The 25923-nt window shown below is 64.8% G+C and carries 25 protein-coding genes; 6 read left to right on the top strand and 19 right to left on the bottom strand.

Annotated elements, in window-relative coordinates:
• Window positions 1-11 precede the first annotated feature (11 nt).
• Window positions 12-1523 carry an L-piperidine-6-carboxylate dehydrogenase gene (gene amaB, locus AC1D0O_RS07435; protein WP_477652907.1) on the top strand — a complete coding sequence of 504 codons (1512 nt, stop codon included), beginning with the start codon at window positions 12-14 and terminating at the stop codon, window positions 1521-1523.
• Between the two features lie 18 nt (window positions 1524-1541).
• On the opposite strand, the gene hpaI is transcribed toward amaB, so the two are convergent.
• The 5 genes from hpaI to AC1D0O_RS07410 all read right to left on the bottom strand — a co-directional run bounded on the left by hpaI (window position 1542) and on the right by AC1D0O_RS07410 (window position 7127).
• Window positions 1542-2345: a 4-hydroxy-2-oxoheptanedioate aldolase gene (gene hpaI, locus AC1D0O_RS07430; RefSeq protein WP_477652906.1), complete on the bottom strand. Its 804-nt coding sequence runs from the start codon at window positions 2343-2345 to the stop codon at window positions 1542-1544.
• 54 nt (window positions 2346-2399) lie between these two features.
• Window positions 2400-3359 carry an NAD(P)-dependent oxidoreductase gene (locus AC1D0O_RS07425; RefSeq protein WP_477652905.1) on the bottom strand — a complete coding sequence of 320 codons (960 nt, stop codon included), beginning with the start codon at window positions 3357-3359 and terminating at the stop codon, window positions 2400-2402.
• 4 nt (window positions 3360-3363) lie between these two features.
• On the bottom strand, window positions 3364-4365 hold the full coding sequence (locus AC1D0O_RS07420) for a Bug family tripartite tricarboxylate transporter substrate binding protein (RefSeq protein ID WP_477652904.1): 1002 nt from the start codon (window positions 4363-4365) through the stop codon (window positions 3364-3366).
• Between the two features lie 159 nt (window positions 4366-4524).
• Window positions 4525-6090, bottom strand: a complete 1566-nt coding sequence (locus tag AC1D0O_RS07415; RefSeq protein ID WP_477652903.1) for a UxaA family hydrolase — start codon at window positions 6088-6090, stop codon at window positions 4525-4527.
• A 20-nt stretch (window positions 6091-6110) separates the two neighbouring features.
• On the bottom strand, window positions 6111-7127 hold the full coding sequence (locus AC1D0O_RS07410) for a tripartite tricarboxylate transporter substrate binding protein (RefSeq protein ID WP_477652902.1): 1017 nt from the start codon (window positions 7125-7127) through the stop codon (window positions 6111-6113).
• Between the two features lie 135 nt (window positions 7128-7262).
• On the opposite strand from AC1D0O_RS07410, the gene AC1D0O_RS07405 reads away from it, so the two are divergent.
• Window positions 7263-8279: a LysR substrate-binding domain-containing protein gene (locus AC1D0O_RS07405; RefSeq protein ID WP_477652901.1), complete on the top strand. Its 1017-nt coding sequence runs from the start codon at window positions 7263-7265 to the stop codon at window positions 8277-8279.
• Window positions 8280-8381: 102 nt separating this feature from the next.
• Here AC1D0O_RS07405 and AC1D0O_RS07400 read toward each other — a convergent pair whose 3' ends face one another.
• From AC1D0O_RS07400 to AC1D0O_RS07335, 14 genes are all read right to left on the bottom strand, one after another.
• The gene (locus tag AC1D0O_RS07400; RefSeq protein ID WP_477652900.1) at window positions 8382-9179 is read right to left on the bottom strand and encodes an enoyl-CoA hydratase; all 798 of its coding nucleotides are present in this window, start codon (window positions 9177-9179) and stop codon (window positions 8382-8384) included.
• Between the two features lie 35 nt (window positions 9180-9214).
• On the bottom strand, window positions 9215-10039 hold the full coding sequence (locus AC1D0O_RS07395; RefSeq protein ID WP_477652899.1) for an acyl-CoA thioesterase: 825 nt from the start codon (window positions 10037-10039) through the stop codon (window positions 9215-9217).
• Between the two features lie 28 nt (window positions 10040-10067).
• Window positions 10068-10946 carry an alpha/beta hydrolase family protein gene (locus AC1D0O_RS07390; protein ID WP_477652898.1) on the bottom strand — a complete coding sequence of 293 codons (879 nt, stop codon included), beginning with the start codon at window positions 10944-10946 and terminating at the stop codon, window positions 10068-10070.
• A 207-nt stretch (window positions 10947-11153) separates the two neighbouring features.
• Window positions 11154-12353: an acetyl-CoA C-acyltransferase gene (locus AC1D0O_RS07385; protein ID WP_477652897.1), complete on the bottom strand. Its 1200-nt coding sequence runs from the start codon at window positions 12351-12353 to the stop codon at window positions 11154-11156.
• A gap of 23 nt (window positions 12354-12376) precedes the next feature.
• Window positions 12377-12883: a DUF4442 domain-containing protein gene (locus AC1D0O_RS07380; protein WP_477652896.1), complete on the bottom strand. Its 507-nt coding sequence runs from the start codon at window positions 12881-12883 to the stop codon at window positions 12377-12379.
• Window positions 12883-15297: a 3-hydroxyacyl-CoA dehydrogenase/enoyl-CoA hydratase family protein gene (locus tag AC1D0O_RS07375; protein ID WP_477652895.1), complete on the bottom strand. Its 2415-nt coding sequence runs from the start codon at window positions 15295-15297 to the stop codon at window positions 12883-12885. Before AC1D0O_RS07375 ends, AC1D0O_RS07380 begins: the two co-directional genes overlap by 1 nt.
• 2 nt (window positions 15298-15299) lie before the next feature.
• Window positions 15300-16184 (bottom strand): alpha/beta hydrolase, encoded by an 885-nt coding sequence (locus AC1D0O_RS07370; protein ID WP_477652894.1) that lies wholly within the window; start codon window positions 16182-16184, stop codon window positions 15300-15302.
• A gap of 24 nt (window positions 16185-16208) precedes the next feature.
• Window positions 16209-16643 (bottom strand): DUF2147 domain-containing protein, encoded by a 435-nt coding sequence (locus AC1D0O_RS07365; protein WP_477652893.1) that lies wholly within the window; start codon window positions 16641-16643, stop codon window positions 16209-16211.
• A 27-nt stretch (window positions 16644-16670) separates the two neighbouring features.
• On the bottom strand, window positions 16671-18467 hold the full coding sequence (locus AC1D0O_RS07360; RefSeq protein WP_477652892.1) for an acyl-CoA dehydrogenase C-terminal domain-containing protein: 1797 nt from the start codon (window positions 18465-18467) through the stop codon (window positions 16671-16673).
• A gap of 19 nt (window positions 18468-18486) precedes the next feature.
• Window positions 18487-19227, bottom strand: coding sequence for a TetR/AcrR family transcriptional regulator (locus tag AC1D0O_RS07355; RefSeq protein WP_477652891.1), 741 nt, complete (start codon window positions 19225-19227; stop codon window positions 18487-18489).
• 258 nt (window positions 19228-19485) lie between these two features.
• Window positions 19486-19725: a hypothetical protein gene (locus AC1D0O_RS07350; protein WP_477652890.1), complete on the bottom strand. Its 240-nt coding sequence runs from the start codon at window positions 19723-19725 to the stop codon at window positions 19486-19488.
• Between the two features lie 109 nt (window positions 19726-19834).
• The gene (locus tag AC1D0O_RS07345; protein WP_477652889.1) at window positions 19835-20683 is read right to left on the bottom strand and encodes a fumarylacetoacetate hydrolase family protein; all 849 of its coding nucleotides are present in this window, start codon (window positions 20681-20683) and stop codon (window positions 19835-19837) included.
• 37 nt (window positions 20684-20720) lie between these two features.
• A complete protein-coding gene (locus AC1D0O_RS07340; RefSeq protein WP_477652888.1) occupies window positions 20721-21467 on the bottom strand; it encodes an SDR family NAD(P)-dependent oxidoreductase in 747 nt (248 codons plus the stop codon).
• The gene (locus tag AC1D0O_RS07335; RefSeq protein WP_477652887.1) at window positions 21464-22198 is read right to left on the bottom strand and encodes an SDR family oxidoreductase; all 735 of its coding nucleotides are present in this window, start codon (window positions 22196-22198) and stop codon (window positions 21464-21466) included. The genes AC1D0O_RS07340 and AC1D0O_RS07335 overlap by 4 nt, the downstream gene beginning before the upstream one ends.
• A 124-nt stretch (window positions 22199-22322) precedes the next feature.
• Here AC1D0O_RS07335 and AC1D0O_RS07330 point away from each other — a divergent pair, with 124 nt between their 5' ends.
• From AC1D0O_RS07330 to AC1D0O_RS07315, 4 genes are all read left to right on the top strand, one after another.
• Entirely contained in the window at window positions 22323-23066 is a 744-nt protein-coding gene (locus AC1D0O_RS07330; RefSeq protein ID WP_477652886.1) for a FadR/GntR family transcriptional regulator, read from the top strand.
• Window positions 23067-23139: 73 nt separating this feature from the next.
• Entirely contained in the window at window positions 23140-24102 is a 963-nt protein-coding gene (locus AC1D0O_RS07325; protein ID WP_477652885.1) for a tripartite tricarboxylate transporter substrate binding protein, read from the top strand.
• Between the two features lie 89 nt (window positions 24103-24191).
• The gene (locus AC1D0O_RS07320; RefSeq protein WP_477652884.1) at window positions 24192-25196 is read left to right on the top strand and encodes a sialic acid TRAP transporter substrate-binding protein SiaP; all 1005 of its coding nucleotides are present in this window, start codon (window positions 24192-24194) and stop codon (window positions 25194-25196) included.
• A gap of 158 nt (window positions 25197-25354) precedes the next feature.
• Window positions 25355-25909: a TRAP transporter small permease gene (locus AC1D0O_RS07315; protein WP_477652883.1), complete on the top strand. Its 555-nt coding sequence runs from the start codon at window positions 25355-25357 to the stop codon at window positions 25907-25909.
• The last annotated feature ends 14 nt before the right edge of the window (window positions 25910-25923 follow it).

Genomic DNA, 25923 nt, shown 5'->3' with positions numbered 1-25923 from the left:
AGGACTTCATCATGAGTCACGCCAACGACGTTTCCTCCCTCTTCAAGGCCCTGGGCCTCAACGCCGAGCTGGCCAGCAAGGCAGCCTCGGCCATCACAGTGGCCACGCCCATCGACGGCAGCCAGCTGGCCCGTGTGGCCGCACACAGCGCTGCCGAGGTCGACAGTGCGCTCAACGCCGCGCAGCAGCGTTTTCTCGAATGGCGCAACGTTCCCGCGCCCAAGCGCGGTGAACTGGTGCGCGCCTTCGGTGAAACCGTGCGCCGCCACAAGGCCGGGCTGGGCCAGCTGATCTCGCTGGAGACCGGCAAGATTCTGCAGGAAGGCCTGGGCGAGGTGCAGGAGGTCATCGACATCTGCGAATTCGCGGTCGGCCTGTCGCGCCAGCTCTACGGCCTGACGATTGCCAGCGAACGCCCCGACCACAAGCTGCTGGAAACCTGGCACCCCGTGGGCGTGGTCGGCATCATCTCGGCCTTCAACTTCCCGATGGCGGTGTTCGCCTGGAACGCCGCGCTGGCGCTGGTCTGCGGCAACACCCTGGCCTGGAAGCCTTCGGAGAAAACCCCGCTGTCGGCCATCGCGCTCAACGGCCTGCTGCTGCAGACGGCGAAAGAGCTGGGACTGGCCACGCAAGGCCTGAGCGAACTGCTGATCGGCGAGCGCGCCACCGGCGAGGCGCTGGTGAAACATCCGCACGTGAAGCTGGTCAGCGCCACCGGTTCCACCGCCATGGGCAAGAACGTGGCCATCGCCTGCGCCGGCCTGTTCAAGCGCTCGCTGCTGGAGCTCGGCGGCAACAACGCGGCCATCGTCTGCCCTTCGGCGAACCTGGAACTCGTGGTGCGCGGCGCGGCATTCGCGGCGGCCGGCACCGCCGGCCAGCGCTGCACCAGCCTGCGCCGCCTCGTCGTGCACCGCTCCATTTACCCGGAGCTGGTCAAACGCCTGGTCGCCGTCTTTGAACGCCTGCCCATCGGCAACCCGCTCAAAGACGGCACGCTGGTCGGCCCGCTGATCGACGGCCGCGCATTCGAAGCCATGCAGTCGGCGCTGGGTGAAGCGAAGAAGCTGGGCGCCACGGTGCATTTCGGCGACAAGCAGCCCGGCGAAGGCTCGGCCCACTATGTGCGCCCCGCCATCGTGGAATTGAAGGAACAAGCCGGCCCCATGCTGCACGAAACCTTCGCGCCCATCCTCTACGTCGTGCCCTATGACAACTTCGAGGACGCCATCGCGATGAACAACGCCGTGGTGCACGGCCTGTCGTCGGCCGTCTTCACGCAGGACCTGCGCGAGGCCGAGATTTTCACCTCGGCGCGCGGCTCCGATTGCGGCATTGCCAACGTCAACATCGGCACCAGCGGCGCGGAAATCGGCGGCGCCTTCGGTGGCGAGAAGGAAACCGGCGGCGGACGCGAGTCGGGCTCCGATTCGTGGAAGGCCTATATGCGCCGGGCCACCAACACCGTCAACTACGGCTCCAGCCTGCCGCTGGCGCAGGGTATCCGCTTCGAGATCTAGGGCCCGAGAAGGCCGGCGTCAGTAGGCCGCGCCGGGTGCTGCCGGCTGCGCGGCGCCGGAGGGCACAAGGTCTGCCGCCAGGCGCCTGGCGGCGTTGGCATAGACCAGGACGTCAACGCCGACGGCCACAAAAGTGCAGCCCAGCTCGAGGTAGCGCCTGGCCAGTGCCGGGTCCGAGGTCAGCGTGCCGGCCGCCTTCCCCGAAGCGATGATGGTTTTCATGGCCTGCTCGATCGCGGCCTGCACCTCGGGGTGGCCGGGTTTTCCGCGGTGGCCCATGGAGGCGGCCAGGTCGGCGGGGCCGATGAAAACACCGTCCACGCCCTCTACCGCACAAATGGCTTCCAGGTTGCCCAGCGCGGCCACGGTTTCCGCCTGCACCAGCAGGCAGACCTCGCCGTCGGCCGTGTCGAGGTAGTCGGTGCGCGCGCTCCACCGCGAAGCACGCCCCACGGCGCTGCCGACCCCGCGAATACCCAGCGGCGGATAACGTGTGGCGCTGACCATGGCCTGCGCCTGTTCGGCCGTGTCGACCATGGGGATCAGCAGGTTTTGCGCGCCTATGTCCAGCAACTGCTTGATCAGCGGCACTTCGCCCGCCACCGCGCGCACCACGGGCTGCGCGCGGTAGGGCGCCACAGCCTGCAGCGAAGCCAGCGTGCTGCGCAAATCGTTGGGCGCATGCTCGCCGTCGATCAGCAGCCAATCGAAGCCGGCGGTGGCGCTGACCTCGGCCAGATAGGGATCTGCCATGGAAAGCCACAGGCCGACTTGGGGCCGGCGGGCGGCGAGAGCGGTTTTGAAGGAATTATTGGCGGGCATGGCGCAAGTGTTGGGTCCAGGAGAGTCCATGAAAGAGGAAGTCGCCGGGCCGGCTCAGCCCGCCACCAGATGGTGGGCGGGCAAAGTGCCGGTGGCCAGGTAGTCCACGATGTTACGCGCGGTGATGTTGGCCACTTGCGCCGCCGCGTTGCGGGTGACGCCCGCGACATGCGGCGTGAGCAGCACATTGGGCAGCGCCAGCAGCGGGTGGCCGGCCGGCAGGGGCTCGGTATCGAAGGTGTCCAGCCCGGCACCCTCCAGGTGGCCGGATTGCAAGGCCTCCAGCAGCGCCGCTTCGTCCACGACGGGGCCGCGCGCCGTGTTGATGAGCAGGCTGCCGCGCCGCATGAGCGACAGCTCGCGCCGGCCTATCAGGCCGCGTGTGCGTTCGGTCAGCGGGCAGTGCAGGCTCAGGATGTCGAGCTGCGCCAGAAAGCGGTCCAGGTCGGGCTCGGTCGCATGGCTGTCGGCCTGCCCAGGGGGACGCAATACCAGCACCCGGGCGCCCAGCGCGGCAGCCAGCCGCGCCGTGCTGCGGCCTATGCTGCCGTAGCCCACGATGCCGACCACTGCGCCGCGGAAATCACGCCCTTGCCAGCTGCTGTCGGCCCAGCGGCCGCCGCGCACCATGCCGTCGAGCAAAGGCAACTGCCGCGTGAGCGCAAGCATGAGCGCCAGCGCATGTTCGGCCACGGCATCGGCATTGGCGGCGGGCGCCACGGCGACGGCCACCCCGCGCTGGCGGGCAGCGACCAGGTCCACGCTGTCCACGCCCGCCCCGTTCTTGGCGACGATCTTCAACGCCGGGGCGGCAGCCAGAACGCGTGCCGAAATGGGCTTGGAGCCCCGCAACACCACGGCCTGCGCGCCTGTGTCCGCCAGTTGCGCGGCCAGCAGGTCTTCGGTAACAGGGTCGGGTAAAAAGGTGATCTGCCCGCCCGCGCCGCGCACGATGTCCTGCGCGGACGGGGCCCAGTGGGCAGCGGTTACGAGAACCTGAAAAGTGGAGTCCATGCGTTCAGTCTATGCGGATGCCGTTGGCGGCAATGACCTTGCCATAGCGGCTCCATTCGTCCTGGGTAAAGCGGGCCAGGTCTTGCGGCGAGCCGGGCTGGGTCCGCACGCCCAGGTTGCCGAACTTCTCAAGGACGTCGGGCTGTTTGAGCACGGCCACCAGCGACGCATTGAGGCGGCCGACGACTTCTTTGCTGGTCTTGGCGGGCGCGTACAGCGCATACCAGGCATTGACCTCAAAACCGGGATAGCCCGCCTCCGAAAAGGTGGGGACGCCCGGTAACTCGGGCAACCGGGCGGATGCCGCGACCGCCAAGGCCCGGACCTTGCCGCCCTTGATCAGCGGCGTGGCGCTGGTCAAGGTATCCAGGATCATGTCGAGCCGGCCGCCCATCAGGTCCATCGTGTGGGCATTGCCCCCTTTGTAGGGCACATGGTTGATCTGGATATTCGCGCTTTGCTTGAACAGCTCGGCCGCCAAGTGCAGCGGGGACCCATTGCCCGCGGAACCATAGTTCAGCGCGTTCGGCTGGCGCCGCGCGGCTTCGACCAGCGAACGCAAGTCGGTATACGGCGATTCTTTGGCGACGATCAGCACCATGGGCACAACACCGATGGTTCCCACGGGGGTGAAGTCGGCGATGGCGTCATAGCCCGGCTTGGCATAGAGGTGAGGACTGACCGCGTGGCTGGCCAGCGAACCCAGCACCAGCGTGTAGCCGTCGGGAGCCGCCTTGGCCGCTGCCGACGTACCAATGGTGGTGCCGGCACCCGGGCGGTTGTCGATGATGACCGGCTGCTTGAGGATCTCGCCCATCTTCAGCCCCACCAGGCGCGCCACGGCATCGTTGGCGCCTCCGGCCGGGTAAGGCACCAGCAGTGTCAGCGGCTTGTTGGGATAGTCGCTTTGCGCATTGGCCGCGGGGCTCAGCCCGCAAGCTGCCACAGCGGCAAGCAGCAGTATCCGGCGGGCAGCCCGCCGCATGGTGGGAGGAAAAGTTGGCATGGTCGTTGTCTCCTTGTGTATTTTTCAAACGGTTCAAACGGTTCAAGCGGTTCAAGCGGTCGAGAGCGTTGAGGGCCTTTCGGGCCTATCGCCCGGGCAAGCCCTGGCAGAGATACCTGGCGCGCGGGTCAAAGCGTCAACAGCGCTTGTTTCAAGACCCTAGCTGACAATGCCCAGGTGCCAGGGCACAAATTCGTGGTCACCCAGGCCCAGCGCTTCGCTCTTGGTCGGCTCGCCGGAGGCATGGCGCAGGATCTCCTCAAAAATCCACCGGCCCATCTGCGCGACGTCCAGCTCGCCGTCCAGGATGGCGCCACAGTTGATGTCCATGTCTTCTTCCAGGCGCTTGAACATGGGTGTATTGCTTGCCAGCTTGATCGTGGGCGCCGGCTTGGAGCCGAACATGGAGCCCCGGCCGGTGGTGAAGCAGATCAGGTTGGCGCCGCTGGCGATCTGGCCGGTCGAAGCCACCGGGTCGTAGCCGGGCGAGTCCATGAAAACAAAGCCGTTCTGGGTGATCGGCTCTGCATACTCATAGACCGCCTGCAGCGGCGTGGTGCCGCCCTTCATGGCCGATCCCAAAGACTTCTCGAAGATGTTGGCCAGCCCGCCCGCCTGGTTGCCGTGCCCGACCACGCCGTTGAACTGGGCGTTGTGGCCTGCCGTGTATTTTTCCCACCAGGCCAGCCGGTCCAGCAGCTTCTGCCCCACTTCGGGCGTGACGGCGCGGCGGGTCAGCATGTATTCGACGCCGTGGATTTCAGGGGTCTCCGACAGGATGGCGGTGCCGCCGTGGCGCACCAGGATGTCCATGGCCGCGCCCAGCGCCGGGTTGGCCGTGATGCCGGAAAAACCGTCCGAGCCACCGCACTCCAGGCCGATCTTCAAGTGGCTCGCCGGTACAGGCCGGCGCCTGGCCGCATTCGCTTCGGGCAACATCTCCAGCACGGCCGCAATGCCGGCCTCTATCGTGGCGCGGGTGCCGCCGACCTCCTGCATCACCATGGTGCGCATGAGTTTGCTGGTCTCGAGGCCCTGGGACTCCACCAGTGACGAAACCTGGTTGCGCTCGCAACCCAAACCGACGATCAGCACGCCGGCCAGGTTGGGATGGCGCGCGTAGCCGGCCAGGGTGCGGCGCAGCACGTCGAAATGCTCGCTGGGGGACGACATGCCGCAGCCGCTGGTTTGCGCGAAAGCCGCCACGCCGTCCACGTGGGGGAAAGCCGCCAGCCGCTCCGGCGTGAAGTGGGCCGCGATGTTCTTGATGACGGTGGCGGAGCAATTGACCGACGACAGGATGCCGATGAAATTGCGGGTGCCCACGCGGCCGTCGGGACGCACAAAACCCATGAAGGTGGCGCGCTCGGCTTCCGGCACATAGTCCACCGGCCGCACGTCCCGGCCGAAGGCCGGGTCGCGCTCAAAGTCCACCAGCGCCATATTGTGCGAATGCACGTAGTCGCCCGCCTCGATGTCGCGTGCCGCCACGCCAATCACGGTGTCGTACTTGAGGATGCGCTCGCCCTGGGCGATGCGGCGCGCCGCGACCTTGTGCCCCGCCGGCACCTGCGCGCGCGCGCGCGCGCCGGTCCCGGGCAGTTCCTGGCCCAGCGACAGCGCGGTTTTGGCCACCAGCACGTTGTCGTTGACGTGCAGGCGTATCAGGGGGCTGGCGGCAGGGAGTGCCGTGAAGGCGGTGGTGGCGGTGGTGATGGCGGTCATGGTTCCGTTCAGGTCAGGTCCTAGCTCTTCATCAGCTCCTTGAGCTTGAGCTTGTCGATCAGGGTGGTTTCTTTCTGGTACATGGCGGCGACGTATTTCTCATAGTCGGGGCCGTCCAGGTAAAGCACCGGCGCATCGATCCTGTCGGCCACCTGCTTGAACTCGGGGCTGGCCACGGCCGCACGGAAGGCCTCGCGCAGCTTCATCGCGACGGCCGGGTCCAGGCCCTTGGGTGCGCCTATGCCGTTGGGCGCATCCACCACGACGTTGTAGCCCAGTTCCTTGAGCGTGGGCGCATCCTTGAAGCGCGAGGCGCGGCGTTCACCCCAGGTGGCCAGCAACCTGAGCTTGCCCGCCTCGACATGCGGCGCCCAGGAGCTGGAATCGGCCAGCAGGTCCACATGCCCGCCGAGCACGGCCTGCAGCGCCTCGGCGCCGCCTTTGTAGGGGACATGGTTGAACTGGATGCCGGCGGCAAGCGCGAACTCTTCCATGCCCACGTGCGTGGCGCCGCCGACGCCCGCGTGCGCATAAGTCACCTTGCCGGGATTGGCCTTGGCAAAGGCCACAAGCTCCTGCAACGATTTGAAGCGCGAGTCCGCGGGGACGGCCATGCCGAAAGTCTGGCCCGAGGTGCGGGCCAGATAGGTCAGGTCCTTGAGCGGGTCGAGTTGCAGGGTGCCCAGCTGCGAAAAGCGCGTGACGGAAATGGGAATCTGGCCGATGGTGTAGCCGTCGGGCTTGGCGGAAGCCAGGGCCCGGGTACCTATCATGCCGGAAGCACCCGCCTTGTTTTCCACCGCGATCGGCTGGCCCAGTACGCGCGATGCGACCTGGCACAGGGCGCGCATGGACTGGTCGGCGGTGCCGCCCGCGGGCCAGGGGCAGATGAAGGTGATGGGGCGTTCGGGATAGCCCTGGGCCAGCGCGCGCAAAGGGTTGACCAACGCGCCGGCACCGGCCAGGGCGCCGCCGATGAGCAGGCTGCGGCGCCTGGCGTTGAAAGGAAAAGGGGGAACCTCGGGGGAAGTTGTCATGGGGTTTGTCTGCCTCTGGGTGGATGCCGTGCTGCGGCTTCGCCGCATTTCTTGTTCCCCGATTCTTGCCAGCTTCTTCATAACAACCTAATCGAATATTGGAATCGCTTCATATCCTATGGGTTAACATGAAGCATGACCCAGATCGACCGTGTCCTGCGTTCCAACATCAAGCTGCGCCACCTGCAACTGGTGGTGGCGCTGGACCAGTTCCGCCACCTGGGCCGAACCGCCGAATTCCTGTCGGTCAGCCAGCCCGCCGTGTCGAAAATGCTGACCGAAGTCGAGAGCATGCTGGGGCTGGCCCTGTTTGACCGCTCCACCCGCGGCACCGAGCCGACCTCCAGCGGCGAAGCCATCGTCCGGTTTGCCCGTTCGGTGCTGGCCGAGTACGAGCGCACCCGCGACGAAATTTCCGCCGTGGCCAGCGGTGCGGCGGGACGCACGCGTGTGGGTTCCATGGTGGTGGCCATGCCGGTGCTTCTGGCGGGCGCCGTCAAACTGCTCAAGCAGCGCTCAACCCTGGCGACGGTGCTGGTGGAAGAAGGCGACCTGACGCGGCTTTTGCCCCGGCTTCGCATGGGCGAACTGGACTTGTTCGTCGGCCGCCTGGAGCCCGGCTATGCCGCTCCCGACCTGGTGACGGAAGCGTTGTTCGACGAACCCATGGTGGTCGTGGTCAAGCACGGCCACGCGCTCATGCGCAAGAAAAATCCAGGCTGGAACGATCTGGCCGGCATACCCTGCGTGCTGCCCCCGCCCTGGGCATCGCTGCGCGTGAAGATAGAGCAGACCTTCTTCCGCCATGGCCTGAATCCGCCCACCGACATCATCGAGACATCGTCTTTCCTGGCGCTCAGCACCTTTGTGCAGCAACGCGACGCGGCCGGCTTCCTGGCGCGCTCGGTCGGTCTGCACTTCCAGCGGGAAGGCTTGCTGGATGTCCTGCCGATCGAGGTTCCGATTGAACTGCCGCCTATCGGACTCATCACCGTGCGGGGACGGCGGCTGACACCCAGCAGCGAGCAGTTGATGGCCTGCCTGCGCCTGACGGCGGAATCCACGCGGCAATCCGATCCGCAGGCCAAGGTTCGCAAGAACCGCAGGCCGGTGCAAGTGCGTGTGACGCCTTCCCCCTCTGGGGGAAGGTAGGGATGGGGGCTCGCGACGTACGAATCATCGCGGCTCAAAATAAAGCCGAGGCCCCCATCCCAGCCTTCCCCCAGCGGGGGAAGGGGCAAGAAGCAGCAAACTTCAGACTGCGCTGAAATCCGGTTTTCGCTTATCCAAGAACGCCGAAAACGCCTCTTTCGCAGCCGGCTCACCCAGCATGCGGCCAAAACTCGCGCCCTCTTCGGCCATGCGTTCGGCCACTAGGGTGGCATTGCCTTTTTTCATGAGGCGCTTGGTTTCCATCAGTGCGCTGAGCGGCTTGGCCACGAGTTTTTGCGCCTGCCTTTGTGCCAGCGCATTGGCTTCGGTGGGCGGCACGATGCGGTTGATCAGGCCTATCTCCAGTGCCGTTTCGGCCATGAAGGGCTCGCCCAGCAGCAGGGCCTCGGCCGCGCGCGGGTAGCCCATGAGCTGCGGCACCAGGAAGCTGGACGCCGCCTCGGGGCACAGGCCCAGGTTCACAAAGGGCATCGAGAACGCGGCGTTGTCGCCCGCATACACCAGGTCGCAGTGCAGCAGCAGCGTGGTGCCTATGCCGACGGCCGGGCCGCACACCGAGGCGACCAGCGGCTTGGGAAAGCTGCTGATGCCGCGCAGGAAGCGGAACACCGGCGAGTCCATGGTGGCGGGCGGCTTGTTCAGGAAATCGGCAATGTCGTTGCCGGCCGAAAAAATCGTTTCATGGCCCTGGATCACCACGGCGCGCACGGCCGCGTCATGATTCGCCGATTCGAGTGCGTCGGCCAGGGCGCCATACATGGCGGACGTGATGGAGTTTTTCTTGTCCAGGCGGTTCAGCGTGATGGTCATCACGCCGGCGTCGACGTGGCTCAGGATTTCGGGGATGCTGCCGGTGGAAATTGGAGTGGGAGTGTTCATGGTGTTTTCCGTTGAGACGCCAAGTGTAGGGGCCTTCATTCCTTGTAATAGACGATCTGCGTGCTGGTAGCCAGCAACACGCCGGCCTCGCTCCACAGCTGCGCGCTCTGGTCGAAAAATCCGTTGCGAAAAGCCTGCGCCTTGGCCTGGCCCAGCAAAAATCCCTCGCCGCATTCCACGAGCTGCCGGCTGTCCGCATGGAAGTAGGTCGTGATCGAGACTGTGCCGGCCGGCACGCGCGTGGCGCGGCGCAGCCAGACGCGCGGGTAGAACACGTCGGACATGGCGGCCAGCGCCGGGAAGTCCAGCGGGCGCGGCGGGTCGTCACGCACCCACAGCTGGGTCAGGCTGTCCACACCGCTACCGTCCCAGACCTGCGGGATCAGGCCGCGCACCGGCCGCATGTCGTAGCGGTTGGTCCAGGCGGAGGTGGCAAAGCGCAGCCGGCCCGTCGCATCGGCCAGCGTCACCGCGGGCATCGGCGTGTCATTGAGGCTCCAGGTCTCGCGGCGCACGGCGGTCACGGCCGTGGCCGTCATCACGGCGCCGCCCGCATCGCCGTCCTGCGACAGTTCCACCGTCCAGTGCTGGGTCGAACGGTTGGTGCGCACGGGTCTGGCCGTCACATTGAACGGCCCTTCCGCCATGGCCGCCGCATAGTTGACGGTCAGCGCGACCGGCTCACCGAGCAGGGCCGGGTGCAGCAGGATGGCGCGTAAGGCCGTGGCCGCCGTGGTGCCGCCAAAGGGGCCCACCATGTTCCAGTAATCGGGGCTGCTGTGGCCCAGCCAGGTGTCGGGCATGTCGGCGCCGGCAGCTTCGAGCCGCAGCGCCTGGTCAAAGGAGTGGGGGTTGCTCATGTCGGCAAGTGTGCAGCAGCTTCGCGGTTCAGGCGGTCTTCCTGGCGACGCCGGCCATGCCTTCGATGATCTGCTGGGCACGCGGCCACAGGGTGTTGTTGAACTGCTCGCGGAAGAAACCGAAATGGCCGATGCGCCTGACTTTGAGGTCGGCCGGCGCGATGCGTTCAAAGCTGCGCGGCGCATTGGTGTAGAGGTTGATCAGGTTTTGCGTGCCGCGCCAGGTCATGAGTTCGTCATCGGTGATGGACAGCGCCGTGACCGGGAAGCTGACCTTCCCATAACTGAGGCGTGCGCTTTCGCCTTCGGCGCCCACGCTGTACTGCGGGTTCAAACACCACTTGCGCCACTGCATCATCACGCCGGCCGGCAGGTCGCCGACCTTGCGCAGGCTGCGTCCCGGGAAATAGCCAAAGAGCCGCGTCGCCAGCGGCACCAGCACGTACCAGAAGTACAAAATCATGCGCCGCAGTTGCGGCGCGTTGTCGCGCCAATAGCCACTGCCCGCCGCGATGCTGACCAGGCCGTCGACCTTGTGCTGATTCTTGAAGAAACCCGGCAGTTGCGCGCCCAGGCTGTGGCCCAGCAGGTAAAGCGGTGCATCCGGCAAGGCCGCCTTGGCGGCATCGACCATGGCTTCATAGTCATTGGCCCAATCCAGCAGGTCGGCCTTGAAGCCGCGCAGGCCGCCATTGGCCGTACCCGGCAACGAATCCCCCGAGCCGCGGTAGTCAAAAGTCGTGACCCGAAAGCCCTGGCTCGACAGCCACTGCGCAAAAGGCGCGTAGTAATGCTGCCGCACGCCCATGGCCCCACCAATCACCACACTGGTGTGAGCAGCCAGGGTTGCGTCATAAACCCGCAGCGAGAGCTGCGCCGTGCCGGTGTCGAGGGTCTGGATCTGCATGGATGTCTCCTGAAAAAGATCAGCAATAACCGTTCACATAACCAACCGACGGCCCCGCCCACAACGGCCTCAATCACGACGGCCTCAAGGGCGTAGCGAGCGGGATGAGATGCAAGGCGGACGGAGCGGACCCACCGGAACGTACTTCAGGTACGTGAGGATGGGGAGCACCGGACCAACGCCGCAGATCGCCCGCGCAGTAGCCCCTCACACTCTCTCGAAGATGCCGGCGGCGCCTTGTCCCATGCCCACGCACATCGTGACCATTCCGTACTTAAGCTGATGCCTGTGCAATGCATGAATCACCGTCGCCGCCCGGATCGCTCCGGTAGCCCCCAGCGGATGGCCCAGCGCGATCGCGCCGCCCATGCGGTTGACCTTGGAGGCATCCAGCTTCAGCGTATTGATGACGGCCAGCGACTGCGCGGCAAAGGCTTCGTTCAGTTCAAACCAGTCGATGTCTTCCTGCTTGAGGCCGGCATAACGCAGGGCAGCAGGGATGGCTTCGATGGGGCCTATGCCCATGATCTCCGGCGGCACGCCCTTGGCGGCATAGCTCACAAAACGCGCGAGCGGCTTGAGGCCGAACTGCTTGACGGCTTTTTCGCTGGCCAGCACCAGCGCGCCGGCGCCGTCGGAGGTCTGCGAGCTGTTGCCAGCGGTGACCGAACCCCGCGCGGCGAACACCGTCTTGAGTTTGGCCAGGCCTTCGAGCGAGGTGTCGGGGCGCGGGCCCTCGTCCAGGCTCACGGTGCGGGTCTTGGCAATCACCTCGCCGGTTTCCAGGTTGGCCGTGCGGTCGGTCACTTCGACCGGCGTGATCTCATTGCTGAACTCGCCGGCCTGCTGGGCCTTGATGGCCTTGAGATGGGATTCGAGCGCGAACTGGTCCTGTGCCTCGCGCGAGACCTTCCACTGCTGGGCCACCTTCTCGGCCGTCAGGCCCATGCCGTAGGCGATGCCGACGTTCTCGTCGTTCATGAACATGCTGGGCGACAGCGAAGGCGAGTTGCCCGACATGGGCACCATGCTCATGCTCTCGGTGCCGGCGGCGACCATCACGTCGGCCTCGCCCACGCGGATGCGGTCGGCCGCCATCTGGATGGCCGAGAGGCCCGAAGCGCAGAAGCGGTTGACGGTGATGCCGCCCACGCTGGTCGGCAGGCCGGCCAGCACCGCGCCTATGCGCGCCACGTTCAGGCCCTGCGGGCCTTCGGGGATCGCGCAGCCGCAAATGATGTCTTCAATCGCCTTGGGATCCAGCGACGGCACTTGCGCCAGCGCGGCCTGCAGCGCCTTGACCAGCAGGTCGTCGGGCCGCATGTTGCGGAAATAGCCGCGGCCCGAGCGCCCGATGGGCGTACGGGTGGCGGCGACGATGTAGGCTTCCTGGACTTGTTTGGCCATGATGGTTTCCTTCAATTTCTCGGTTAACTTTTCCGTGGGCCGGATGGAATCCAGGCCCAGACAAATTCGCATTCCACCGGGTTGACGCCGGCTTCATCGGTCACGATGACTGGCACGGTGACTTCACCCTTGTCGCTGGCTTGCATGGCCGTGCGCTGAGCCTCGCTCAGCGTGGCCACGGCGCGCAGGGCGCCGGTGGCGCGCTTCCTGAACGCCATCTTCAGTTCCTTGGCCAGCGGAATGCAGTCGTCGCGCACGTTCATGCCGACCACCATGCCGGTGGCGGTTTCCGCCAGCAGGTTCATGGCCGAGGCATGCACGCCGCCTATGTGGTTCTGCACCTTCTTCTCGTTCCGAATGCCGATCTCGACCCGGCCCGTCGTCATCTCGACGAACTCCAGGCCGGCGGTACCGGTGAAGGGAACGGCCCGGCGCAGCACCACGTTGCGAAACCAGGGGCGCGCGAAGGCCGGCACTTCGGTGAGCCGTTCCAGCTGCCGCTCCAAGCGGTTGGGCTTGTGGTCAGACATCAGTTACGAACGGGCTTGCCCGTGCTCATCATTCCCATGATCCGCTCCTGGGTCTTGGGGTGTTCGAGCAATGAGCAGAAGGCCTTGCGCTCCAGCGTCATCAAATACTCTTCCGTCACCAAGGTGCCGGCATCCACGTCGCCGCCGCAGACCACACCCGCGATCAGGCCCGCGATGTGGAAGTCGTGCGCGCTGATAAAGCCGCCGTCGCGCATATTGACCAGCTGGCCCTTGATGGTGGCCCAACCGTTGCGGCCGACCACCGGGAACTGGCGCTTGTGCGGCGCGCGGTAGCCCGAGTTGAACAGCGCGCGCGCCTCGTTGAGCGCGACGAAGAGCAGCTCGTCCTTGTTCGGCACGATCACGTCGCTGTCGAGCAAATAGCCGATCTTGCGGCTTTCAATCGCGCTGGTTCCGACCTTGGCCATGGCCGCGGCAGTGAAGCCTTCGGTCAGGAAGGGCAAGATGTCCTTGTTGGTCGAGGTGCCGGCGTTTTCCGCGGCGCGGCGCGCGATGTAGGTCAGGCCGCCGGCGCCAGGCACCAGGCCCACGCCGACTTCGACCAGGCCGATGTAGCTTTCCATCGCGGCCACGCGCTTGGCCGAGTAGACCGCCATTTCGCAGCCACCGCCCAGCGCAATGCCGCGGATGGCCGACACCACGGGCACGGCCGCGTAACGCAGCTTGAGCATCACATTCTGCAGTTCGGCCTCGGCCCCTTCAATCGCCTTGGCGCCGCCCATCATGAAGGCGGGCAGCATGGCTTGCAGGTCGGCGCCGGCCGAGAACATCTCGTCGTTGGACCAGATGACCATGCCCTTGTAGCTTTTCTCGGCCAGGTCCACGCCCATGGCTAGGCCTTCGGCCACGTCGGGGCTGATGGCGTGCATCTTGGTCTTGATGCTGGCGATCAGCACGTCGTCGTTCGCGCCGCCCAGCGTCCAGAGGCGTATCGCGTCGTCTTCATGCAAGGTGGTGCCGGCGGTTTCAAAGGCCGGCGCCTTGGAGCCCAGCACGTCCTCGGGAAAGAACTGGCGCTCGTAGACCGGCAGCTTGCGGCGCGGGATGAATTTCTTGGCGGAAGCGCTCCACGAGCCCTGCTCGGTGTGCACGCCGCCGGCCTCTGCCACCGGGCCCTTGAACACCCACTCGGGCAGCGGCGCCTTGGACAGCGCCTTGCCGGCATCAATGTCTTCCTGGATCCAGGTGGCGACCTGTTTCCAGCCAGCCTGTTGCCAGAGTTCGAAGGGGCCCTGCTTGGAGCCAAAGCCCCAGCGCATCGCGAAATCGATGTCGCGCGCGGTTTCGGCAATGCTTTCCAGGTGCACGGCGGCGTAGTGGAACTGGTCGCGCAGGATGGCCCAGAGGAAACGCGCTTCGGCGCCCTCGGCCTCGCGCAAGAGCTTCAGGCGTTCGCCCGCGGGCTTCTTGAGCATGCGGCCCACGACCTCATTGGCCTTTGCGCCGGCCGGCACGTACTCCATGCTTTCCGGGTCCAGGCGCAGGATGTCGCGGCCCTGCTTTTTGTAAAAGCCGGCGCCGGTCTTCTGGCCCAGGCTTTTGGACTCCAGCAGCTTGGCCAGCACGGGCGGCGTGCCGTAGATGTCGGAGAACGGGTCTTCAACCTTGCCGGGGCCGAGGTTGTCCTGCAGCGTCTTGATGACGTGGGCCATGGTGTCCAGGCCCACCACGTCGGCGGTGCGAAAGGTGCCCGAGCTCGCGCGACCCAGCTTCTTGCCGGTCAGGTCGTCGACCACGTCGTAGCTGAGCTTGAAGGCTTCGGCTTCCTTGATGGTGGCCAGCATGCTGGCGATGCCGACGCGGTTGGCGATGAAGTTGGGCGTGTCGTGGGCGCGTATCACGCCCTTGCCCAGCGCGCTGGTGACGAATGCCTCGAGGTCGTCCAGCACCTTGGGTTCGGTGGTCGGCGTGTTGATCAGCTCGACCAGCGTCATGTAGCGCGGCGGGTTGAAGAAGTGGATGCCGCAAAAGCGCGGCTTGATGGATTCAGGCAGCGCCTCGCTGAGCTTGGTGATGGACAGGCCCGAGGTGTTGCTGGCGACGATGGCGCCTTCGGCGATGAAAGGCGCGATCTTGTGGTACAGGTCGGTCTTCCAGTCCATGCGCTCGGCGATTGCCTCGATGACGAGGTCGCATTCGCGCAGCAGCTCCATGTTTTCTTCATAGTTGGCCTGCTGGATCAGCGCCGCGTCTTCGGGCACGCCCAGCGGGGCGGGCTTGAGTTTTTTCAGGCCTTCGACCGCCTTGATGACGATGCCGTTCTTCGGGCCTTCCTTGGCCGGCAGGTCGAACAGGATGACCGGCACCTTGACGTTGGCCAGGTGGGCGGCGATCTGCGCGCCCATGACGCCGGCGCCGAGCACGGCGACTTTTTTGACTTGGAATCGTGACATGGTTAAGACCTTGTGGGAGAAGACTGGTTAAAAAATTCGAGCACCGCGCCCCGGTAGCGCTGCGGCTCGTCGCGCATGCCGTGGGTGTGGTCGGCCTTGTCGAGGATCACGCGCTGGATGCGCTCGGGCCTCGAGGCGGCCTGCTGCAGCGCATCGCCAAAATGCACCGGCGTCCAGCGGTCGCCCCGGCTGTGGATCAGCAGCACGTCCACGTCGCGCATATTGGCGAGGTGGTGCACGGGCCGCAGATGCAGCTCGCCTTGCGGACTGATGCGCCGGATCACGTTGAGCACCGCATGGGCAAAAGGGTAAGCTTTCCAGAAATCGGGCAGTGTGGGCGGGCAGCCTTCGGCCACCACTTTGTCGTAAGGGAAATTCGCTTCGGCGATCGCGCTCAGCGTGTTGATGGCGCCGAAAGACGCCGTCAGCGCATGCACCGGCAAGCCCGCGAATTCGGCGCGCGCCCAGAGGCCCACCGACATCGCGTCGCCGGGAAAATCGAAATTGGTCGACGGGCTTTCACCGAAACCGTTGAAGTCGAAAGCCACCACATGAAAGCCCGCATCGAGCAGCGCCTGGGCGTGGCCGTGGCGCAACCAGAACCCTTTGCAGGCAAAGCCCATGGGATGGGCGCACACCACGACACCGCGCGGGGCCAGCGGCGTGCGCGCCACGATGGCTTCGAGCCGGCTGCTGCTGCGGCTGTCGATACGCACCCGTTCCCAGCCTTCTTGCGGCACGTTCGCCGGCCAGCGCCAGGGCTTCATGAAGCGTCCGAAAAACGGCTTCTTGAGCAGATGGTGGCCGTACCAGCGGCGTGCGGCCGGCGGTGTGCCGCCACCGGCGCCAAAGGGCCGTGACCACAAACGGGAAATCGCTTCACCCATGGCTGGCCCTTATGTGCGCGGCATTCATTGCAGACGCGTCCAGGTCTGGGTGCGGCCGAAAGGACCAAAAGAGCCGCGCACGTCCATCTTCTTGCCGCCCTCAACCGGGGTCATCTTGAGGTTGTAGCTTTTGCCGTTGTCCGGGTCCAGGATCTTGCCGCCTTCCCAGACATCGGCGTCGGGCGACTTCTTCGCGCCGCGGATGATCTCCAGGCCCAGCCGCGGCTTGTCCTTGCGGTCGTCAGTGCATTCGGTGCAGACATCGTCCGGCTTGACGCCGGGAGACAGCCGCTTTTCGACCTTGCCGTTCAACACGCCGCCGCTCTCAACGATGCGAACCTCGAATTTGGGCTCGCCGGTTTTTTCGTCGAAGCCGCGCCACAGGCCGACCGGCGTGTTCTGGGCCAGCGCCGGAATGGCCATCAGGCCCAGGGTCAATGCGAGCAATGGGTGTTTCATGGTGTCTCCTTGTCCTGTTCAAAAAAATCAAGCCAGTGCTTCGTCGGTTTCCATCAGCGCCTTGCTGCCCGAGCGTGCCGTGCGCATCAGCGTCGCGGTTTCGGGGAACAGTTTCGCGAAGTAAAAACGCGCGGTCTGCAGCTTGGCCACATAGAACTTGTCGGTATTGCCCGCGGCGATCTCGCGCAGCGCGGTTTGTGCCATGAGCGCCCAGAAGTAGCCGAACACCAGATGGCCGGCCACGCGCAGGTAGTCGACGGCGGCGGCGCCCACTTCGTCGGGGTTCTGGAAGCCCTTGAAGCCCAGCTCGGTGGTGAACTTGGTCATCTGGTCGGCCAGGTAGGCCAGCGGGTTGATGAACTCGGCCATCTTCTCGTTGACGCCTTCCTCGGCGATCAGCGCGCCAATCACCTTGCCGAATTTTTTCAGCGTGGCGCCGTTGTTGCCCAGCACCTTGCGGCCCAGCAGGTCCAGCGACTGGATGGTGTTGGTGCCTTCGTAAATCATGTTGATGCGGTTGTCGCGCACGAACTGCTCCATGCCCCATTCCTTGATGAAGCCGTGGCCGCCGAAGACCTGCATGCAGGCGTTGGTGGCGATGTGGCCGTTGTCGGTCAGGAAGGCTTTGACGATGGGCGTGAGCAGGGCGACGATTTCGCCGGAGTCCTTGCGCACCTTCTCGTCGGGGTGGTTCAGTTCCTTGTCGAGCAGCAGCGTGCAGTAGATCGCCAGCGCGCGGCCGCCTTCGGCATAGGCCTTGGCCGTCAGCAGCATCTTGCGCACGTCGGGGTGCACGATGATGGGGTCGGCGGGCTTGTCCTTGGCCTTGACGCCGGACAGGGAACGCATCTGGATGCGGTCCTTGGCGTAGGCCAGCGCGTTCTGGAAGGCCACTTCGGTCAGGCCCAGCGACTGGTTGCCCACGCCCAGGCGGGCGGCGTTCATCATCACGAACATCGCGGCCAGGCCCTTGTTGGGCGCGCCCACCATGGTGCCGACGGCGTCTTCCAGCACCATCTGCGCGGTGGCGTTGCCGTGGATGCCCATCTTGTGCTCCAGGCCGCCGCAGTAGATGCCGTTGCGCGAACCGAGGGCGCCGTCCTTGCCGATGTTGAACTTGGGCACGGCGAACAGGCTGATGCCCTTGCTGCCCTGGGGCGCGTCCGGCAGGCGGGCCAGCACCAGGTGCACGATGTTGGCGGCCATGTCGTGCTCACCGGCGCTGATGAAGATCTTGTTGCCGGTCAGGCGGTAAGTGCCATCGGGCTGCGGTTCGGCCTTGGTGCGCAGCAGGCCCAGGTCGGTGCCGCAATGCGGCTCGGTCAGGCACATAGTGCCGGTCCATTCGCCGCTGGTGAGCTTGGGCAGGTAGAGCTTTTTCTGCTCGTCGGTGCCGTGGGCATGCAGGGCTTCGTAAGCGCCGTGCGACAGGCCCGGGTACATGGTCCAGGCTTGGTTGGCCGAGTTGAGCATTTCGTAGAGGCACTGGTTCAGCACAAAGGGCAGGCCCTGGCCGCCATATTCGGGGTCGCAGCTCAGCGCGGCCCAGCCGCCTTCGACGTACTGCGCATAGGCTTCCTTGAAGCCCTTGGGCGGCGTGACTTCGTGCGTGGTCTTGTCGAGCTTGCAGCCCTCTTCGTCGCCGCTGATGTTCAGCGGAAAGGTCACTTCGGCGGCGAACTTGCCGGCTTCTTCGAGCACCGCGTTGATGGTGTCGACGTCGACGTCCGCGTGCTTGGGGATGGCCTTGAATTCATCGGTGACCTTGAGCACTTCGTGCATGACGAATTGCATGTCGCGCAGGGGTGGGCTGTACTGTGGCATGGGAGTGGGTCCTTTAGCGTTAAACCGGTTTGGAGGGGGAAGCTTTGCCCGAAGCTTTTTTGGGCGAAGCGGAAGAGGTGGACGGAATGGAAGGCGCGGCGGCGTCAGCACCGTAGCGCCCCAGGATGTTGGCAAAACCCGTGTTGGCGCGGTCCATGGAGCCCGGCGTCTTCAGGAAGCGGGCCTCGTAATGCAGCGCCAGGATCAGGCCGTGGATTTCAAAGGCCATCTGGTGTTCATCGGCGTCGGGCCGCAGGTGGCCGGCCTCCTTGGCCTGCACCACGGCGCGGTACATGGCGGCCAGCCAGGTGCGCACCGAACCCGCGAGCGCATCGCGCACCGGGCCCGGCCTGTCGTCGAACTCGACGGCGCCGCTGATGTAAAGGCAGCCCGAATCGATTTCGAGCGAGGTGCGTTTCATCCAGTTGTGGAACAGCGCCGCCAGACGCGGCAGGCCGCGCGGCTGCTGCAGCGCCGGGAAGAAGACCTCTTCCTCGAAACGCACGTGGTATTCACGAATCACCGAGATCTGCAGTTCCTCGCGCGAGCCGAAATGCGCGAACACGCCGGACTTGCTCATGCGCATGACCTCGGCCAGCGCGCCTATGCTCAGGCCCTCCAGGCCGATTTGCGTCGCCAGGCCCAGGGCCGCATCCACAATGGCCGCCTTGGTCTGCTGGCCTTTTTGCTGGCTTTTGGCCACGGCGCTGCCCGCAACGGGGGCGCGGGAGGCTTTGGCGGGGAGTTCTGTGACGGGCATGGGGTGCTACAAAATAAAACGAACGGTCGTTCTATTTTGCAACACTTTGATGACCATGGGCAAGCAGGGGTTGTTGGGTGCCTGCTTATAGGGACCCAGTTCTAACCGTGGATAGGGTAAACCCCAGAGCCCTCCCCCTCTTTCAGGCTCACTTCGTATAGCCTGCTCCTCCCTCAGGGGCGGCGCCTGCGGCCCGGCAAAGCCGGTTCCGCAGCTGCCCGCTGGAACTTGTCAATCCAGCACGAGAGGTGGAATCGGCTACCAAATCAAGGTCATGTTGGCTGGGCCTGCCGCGCCTGTGGTGTTCGTGATGGAAACAGGCTGGTTGTTGATCGGGTAGCTGTCGACGTGGCCGATTGCGATCACATGGGCGACTGCCGCGCCCCCATTGATGGCGATGGTGTAGCTGGCGCCTACGCCGATCAGTTGCAGGTTGCCTGGGACGGTGTTGGCCCCAAGGTTTGCGGTGTGGCCGCGATCGAAGACTTGGTTTGGCATGTTGGCTCCATATCAGTTTCAGGGAAACTGATATTCCGGCGGCGCACACGGCCTGTCGATTACAGGCGATTACGCAGACCCTAGGCCTGCGCAATCACCATCCGCATGCTTACCGCTTGAACGGCACCACCGTCTGGTGCTGCTCGCCGAGGCCTTCGATGCCCAGCGACACGGTGTCGCCCTTCTTCAGGAAAACCGGCGGTTTCATGCCCAGGCCGACGCCGGGCGGCGTGCCGGTGGTGATGACGTCGCCGGGTTCCAGCGTCATGAACTGGCTCACGTAGCTGACGATTTTCGCGACGCTGAAGATCATGGTCTTGGTGCTGCCGTTCTGCACGCGCTTGCCGTTGACTTCCAGCCACATCGACAGCTTTTGCGGATTCGGCACTTCATCGCGCGTGACCAGCCAGGGGCCCAGGGGGCCGAAGGTGTCGCAACCTTTGCCCTTGTCCCAGGTGCCGCCGCGCTCGATCTGGAATTCGCGTTCGCTGACGTCGTTGATGGTGCAATAGCCGGCCACGTGGTCCAGCGCGGATTTCTGCGAGACGTAGCGGGCCTGCTTGCCGATGATCACGCCGAGCTCGACTTCCCAGTCGGTCTTGACCGAGTTCTTGGGCAGCATGATGGGGTCGTTGGGGCCCTGGATGCAGCTGGTGGCTTTCATGAAGACCACGGGCTCGGCCGGAATCGGCAGGCCGGATTCGGCGGCGTGGTCGGCGTAGTTCAGACCGATGGCGATGAACTTGCGCGTGCCGGTGACCGGGCTGCCGTAGCGCGGCGAGCCCTTGACCAGCGGCAGCTTGTCGGTCTTAAGCTTGCCGAGCTTGGCCAGCGCGGCGTCGCCCAGCTGCTCGGGGCCGATGTCCTTGATGACGCCACTCAGGTCACGCAGCTTGCCATTGGCATCGATGAGGCCGGGCTTTTCCTTGCCGGGGTTGCCATAACGAACGAGTTTCATGGTTTTCCTTTTGATGAATAAAGAGAGGATCGATAAGTCAGTATGTAGAGCGGCCGCCCGACAGATCAAACACGGCGCCGGTCGAAAAAGAGCAATCTTCGGTGCAAAGCCAGCTCACCATGGCGGCCACCTCATCGGGCATGCCAAAGCGGCCCATGGGGATTTTAGAAAGCATGAACTGTATGAACTCCGGCGTCATCTGCTCAAAAATCGGCGTCTTGACGGCGGCCGGCGTGACGCAGTTGACGCGCACGCCGGTGTCGGCGAGTTCCTTGCCCAACGATTTTGTCAGGGCGATCACCGCGGCCTTGCTGGCGCTGTAGGCGCTGGCATTCGGGTTGCCCTCCTTGCCGGCGACCGAGGCGATGTTGACGATGCGCCCATAGTTGCGCGCGCGCATGTGCGGCACGACTTCGCGGCAGCAGAAGAACAACCCGTTGAGGTTGACCTGCTGCACCTGCATCCACTGCTCGGGCGGATAGTCCCAGAGCTTGACGTTGGGGCCGGTGATGCCGGCCGAGTTGACCAGGGCATCAATGGCCGGGTTGTGGGCAACCGTCTGTTTGACCGCCTCCACCACGCTGGCATGGCTGCTGACATCGACGGCCACGGTGTGCACACCCGCACCCAGCGCCTCTTTGGCCTTGGCCAGCGCTTCGGGATTGATGTCCCACAAGGTGACCGTGCCGCCCGAAGCCAGCACGCGCTGCGCAACCGCAAAGCCCAGGCCGACCGCACCACCTGTAATGACGGCGTGCCGCCCCTTCAGGTCGAGCTGGTTCATATGGTGATGCCGCCGTCGATGTTGTAGGCCTGGCCGGTCACAAAGGCGGCTTCGTCGCTGGCCAGGAACACCACCAGCGGCGCGATTTCATGCGCCTGGGCCAGGCGGCCCAGCGGCTGGCGTGCGATGAAGGCCTTGCGCGCCTCCACCGGGTCGTCGTTGGCGTTGATGCGGTCCTGCAGCGAGGGCGTGTCGACGGTGCCGGGGCAGATCGCATTGCAGCGCACGCCGTCGGCCACAAAGTCGGCCGCGACGCTTTTGGTGAGGCCGATCACCGCGGCCTTGGTCGTGCCGTAGATAAAGCGGTTGGGCAGGCCCTTGATGCTGCCGCAGACGCTGGCCATGTTGATGATGCTGCCGCCTTTTTTAGCCTGCATTTTCGGCAGCACGGCCTGGATCATCCAGAACTGCGCGCGCACATTGAGCTGGAAGGCGAACTCGAGGTCTTCGTCGGTGGCCTGAAGCGCCGTGCCGCCGTGTACAAAACCCGCGCAGTTGAACAGCACGTCCAGCGCCGGCAGGCCGCCCACCAGCTTGTGGATGGCGGCCTTGTCGAGCACATTCAGCGGCAGCGCGGTGACGTTGGCCACGCCCTGGTAGCTTTCCAGCAGCTTGGGGTTCAGGTCGGTGGCCCAGACCTGCGCGCCTTCGGCCGCCAGCGCCAGCGCGCTGGCGCGCCCAATGCCCTGGCCCGCCGCGGTGACCAGTGCTTTTTTTCCTTCAAGTCTCATCAGTGCTCCTACAGGGTTTTGCCGGATGTTGGCCGGGGGGTTTCATGGGATTATCAATTGGCCTGACCACTTGTCCAATTCTGGCTAACCCTTAAGCCGCCCCTCCCCTCCGCTTTTTTCACCCATGCCCCTGCAGACCGTCGAACCGCAACGCCTGTACCGCCAGATCGCCGAGCAGTTGCGCACGCTGATCTCCGCCGGCGAATGGGCCGTGGGCGCGCGCCTGCCGGCCGAGCGCGACCTGGCGCGGCAGCTGGGCGTGAGCCGGCCTTCGGTGCGCGAAGCACTGATCGCGATGGAAGTCGAGGGCTGGGTCGAGGTGCGCACCGGCTCCGGCGTCTACGTGCTGGACCGCAGCAAGGCGCCCAGCCACGGCAACAGCCGGGCCGAACAGATCCCGCCCGATGAATGGGGCCCGCTGGAATTGATACGCGCGCGCCGCGTGGTCGAAGGCGAGGTCGCCGCCATGGCCGCCACCCAGGCCAAACGCAAACACATCGACGCCATGGACAAGGCCATTGCCAGCATGAAGCTGGATGCCGACCGCGGCGTGCTGCCGCTGAACGGCGACCGCGCCTTTCACAGCGCCATCGTCGAGTCCTGCGGCAACGTGGTGCTGATTGAAACCATACAGCGCTTCTGGGACTCGCGGCGCGGCCCGCTGTTCGAGCGCCTTGGCGGCCATTTTGAGACCGTGGATTCCTGGCGCTCGGCGATCGCGGAGCACGAGGCGATTCTTGAGGCGGTGCGCAACCACAATCCCGACGCCGCGCGCGCGGCCATGCACGAGCACATGGACCAGTCGCACAAGCGTTTCAGCGTGAGCTGGCGCCGGACCACCAAGCAAGCAAAAGCACCCAAGAAATAAGAAGAAGCATCCCGCACCCGGAGATTTCCCCTCAACAGCAACTTGATCCATAAGAAAGAAAGCGAGACAAAGCATGAACTTCCTGACCCGCACCCAACGGCTGGCCGCGGCCCTGCTGCTCACCGGCCTCTGCGGCGGCGCCTGGGCCCAGCCCTACCCCAACAAACCGATTGAAGTGATGGTGGCCTTCCAGCCAGGCGGCGGCACCGACTCTTTGGCGCGCGCTTATGCCGAAGCGGCCAAAAAATACACCACACAATCGCTGGTGGTCTACAACAAGCCGGGCGCCAGCGGCGCCATCGGCCTGGCCGACGTGGTGAACGCCAAGCCCGACGGCTACAAGATCGCCATGCTCTTCGTCGAGGTGACCATACTGCCGCACATGGGCATCACCAAGATCACGCAGGACGACTTCATCCCGATTGCCCGCCTCAACGCCGACCCGGCCGCCATCACGGTGCGCGCGGATTCGCCTTACAACACGATTGAAGACTTCCTGGCCGCCGCCAAAAGGACCGGCAGCGACGTGAAGGTCGGCAACGCCGGCAACGGCTCGATCTGGCACCTGGCCGCCGCCTCGCTGGAAGAAAAAACCGGCGCTAAGTTCAACCACATTCCCTTCCAGGGCGCCGGCCCCGCCGTGCTGGCCCTGCTGGGCGGCCATGTGGACGCCGTGGGCGTAAGCCCGGCCGAAGTCGCGGTGCACGTGGCCGCCGGCAAGCTGAAAATCCTCGGCGTGATGGCCGACCAGCGCGTCAAGGGTTTCGAGAACGTGCCGACGCTAAAGGAACGCAACATCGATCTGTCCATCGGCACGTGGCGCGGCCTCGGCGTGGCCAAAGGTACGCCGCCTGAAGTCGTGGAAACCATCCGGGCCTTCAGCAAGAAGGCGGCTGAAGAGCCCATCATGCGCGAGGTCATGGACAAGCTCAACCTGGGCTACGCCTATGCCGACGGCCCCGCCTTCAAGGCGCAGATGGTGCGCGACAACGACACCTTCAAGCAACTCGTGACCAAGCTCAATCTGAAGAACTGAGGCAACAGACCCCGGCTTCACGGCGTGCGTGCTGGCGCGCACGCCGGTTTTCCCCTTTCATGCCAGCAACACCCTTTGAGGAGACAACCATGAATGCATTCCACAACAAACGATTCGCCGTCAAAGCCATCGCCGCCTGCGCGCTGATGGCCGGAGCCCTGGGCTTTTCCGGCATTGCCTCGGCGCAGACCAAGCTCAAATGGGCGCACGTCTATGAAACCTCCGAGCCCTTCCACAAGTGGTCGGTCTGGGCCGGCGACGAAATCAAGAAGCGCACCAACGGCAAGTATGAGATCCAGGTGTTCCCGGCCTCCACGCTGGGCAAGGAGGCCGACATCAACCAGGGCCTGACCCTGGGCACCGTGGACATCATCCTCACGGGCGCGAGTTTTGCCGGCCGCACCTACCAGCCGCTGGCGATTGGCTATTTCCCCTTTATCTTCCGCGACGCCGAGCACCAGCTCAAGTTCGCCAACAGCGATGTGTTCAGGGAACTGGCCGCCGGCTACGACCAGAAAAGCGGCAACCACATCACCGCGCTCAATTACTACGGCGCGCGCCACGTGACATCCAGCGCCGCGCGCCCCATCACCAAGCCCGAAGACATGAAGGGCCTGAAGATCCGCGTGCCCGACGCGCCGGCCTATATGGCTTTCCCCAAGGCGCTGGGCGCCAACCCGACCCCGATTGCCTTTGCCGAGGTCTACCTGGCGCTGCAAAACGGCACGGTGGACGCACAGGAGAACCCGCTGCCCACCATCGAAGCGAAAAAATTCTATGAAGTGCAGAAGAACATTTCACTGACCGGCCACATCGTCGACTCGCTGCTGACCGTGGTCTCGGGCCAGCTCTGGGGCAAGCTCAGCGCCGACGAGAAAAAGATCTTCAGCGACGTGATGCTGGAAGCCGCCGAAAAAACCGGCCGCGAGATCATCGCCTCGGAAGCCCGGCTGGTCGAAGAGTTCAAGAAAAAAGGCAACAACGTGATCACGGTCGACAAGAACGCCTTCCGTGCGGCGGTGCTGAAGAACACTTCCCCTGCGGACCAGGGTTATCGTCAAGCCGATTACGACCGCATTATTAATTTGAAGTAGGTAGCCACCCGTAAAGCTACTGCGCGGCCCGATCTCGCGCCTGTGATGCTCGCCGTACCGGAGTACGGCTGCGCTTCTCGACGCGACCTCGGACCGCTCGCTACGCTTTCCGGACGACTACCCCGCTCTGCTGGCAAGGCAAAAACAAAGGAAACACGATGACTGAAAAAATCATCAGCGACGACGGTTCATTCCATACCGAGGACGAGGCGGTGGACCTGTCCACCGTCACCGTCGAAGGCTGGATGGCCCTGGCGTTTTTCTGGGTGCTGGGCGCCACCGTGCTGTACCAGTTCATCACGCGTTACGTCTTCAACGACTCCGCCGCGTGGACAGAAGAGATCGCCCGGTATGAGCTGATCGCCGTGGTGTTCATAGGCGCAGCCATAGGCGTGGCCAAGAACAACCACATCCAGGTGGATTTTTTCTACCGCCACATGCCCGCGAAGATGGGCCGCGTCATGTCGACGGTGACAGACGTGCTGCGCATCGCCTTTTACGGCGCTGCCGTGTTCATGACCGTGCAGATGATGGAAAAAATCGGCAACCAGACCCGCATGACCATCGTCGACCTGCCCATGAACATCGTGTACGGCCTGTGCCTGCTGGGTTTTGCCGCCATGCTGGTGCGCTCGCTGCAGGTCGCCCTGATTCATTACCGCCGCGGCTACAGCGTGCTGGAACGCCCCGAATCCACCATGGAAGACCGCTGAGCGCGAAGCTCACT

This window comes from Polaromonas sp. P1_F2 (assembly GCF_056405735.1).
This window is presented reverse-complemented; position numbering and strand designations above follow the sequence as displayed.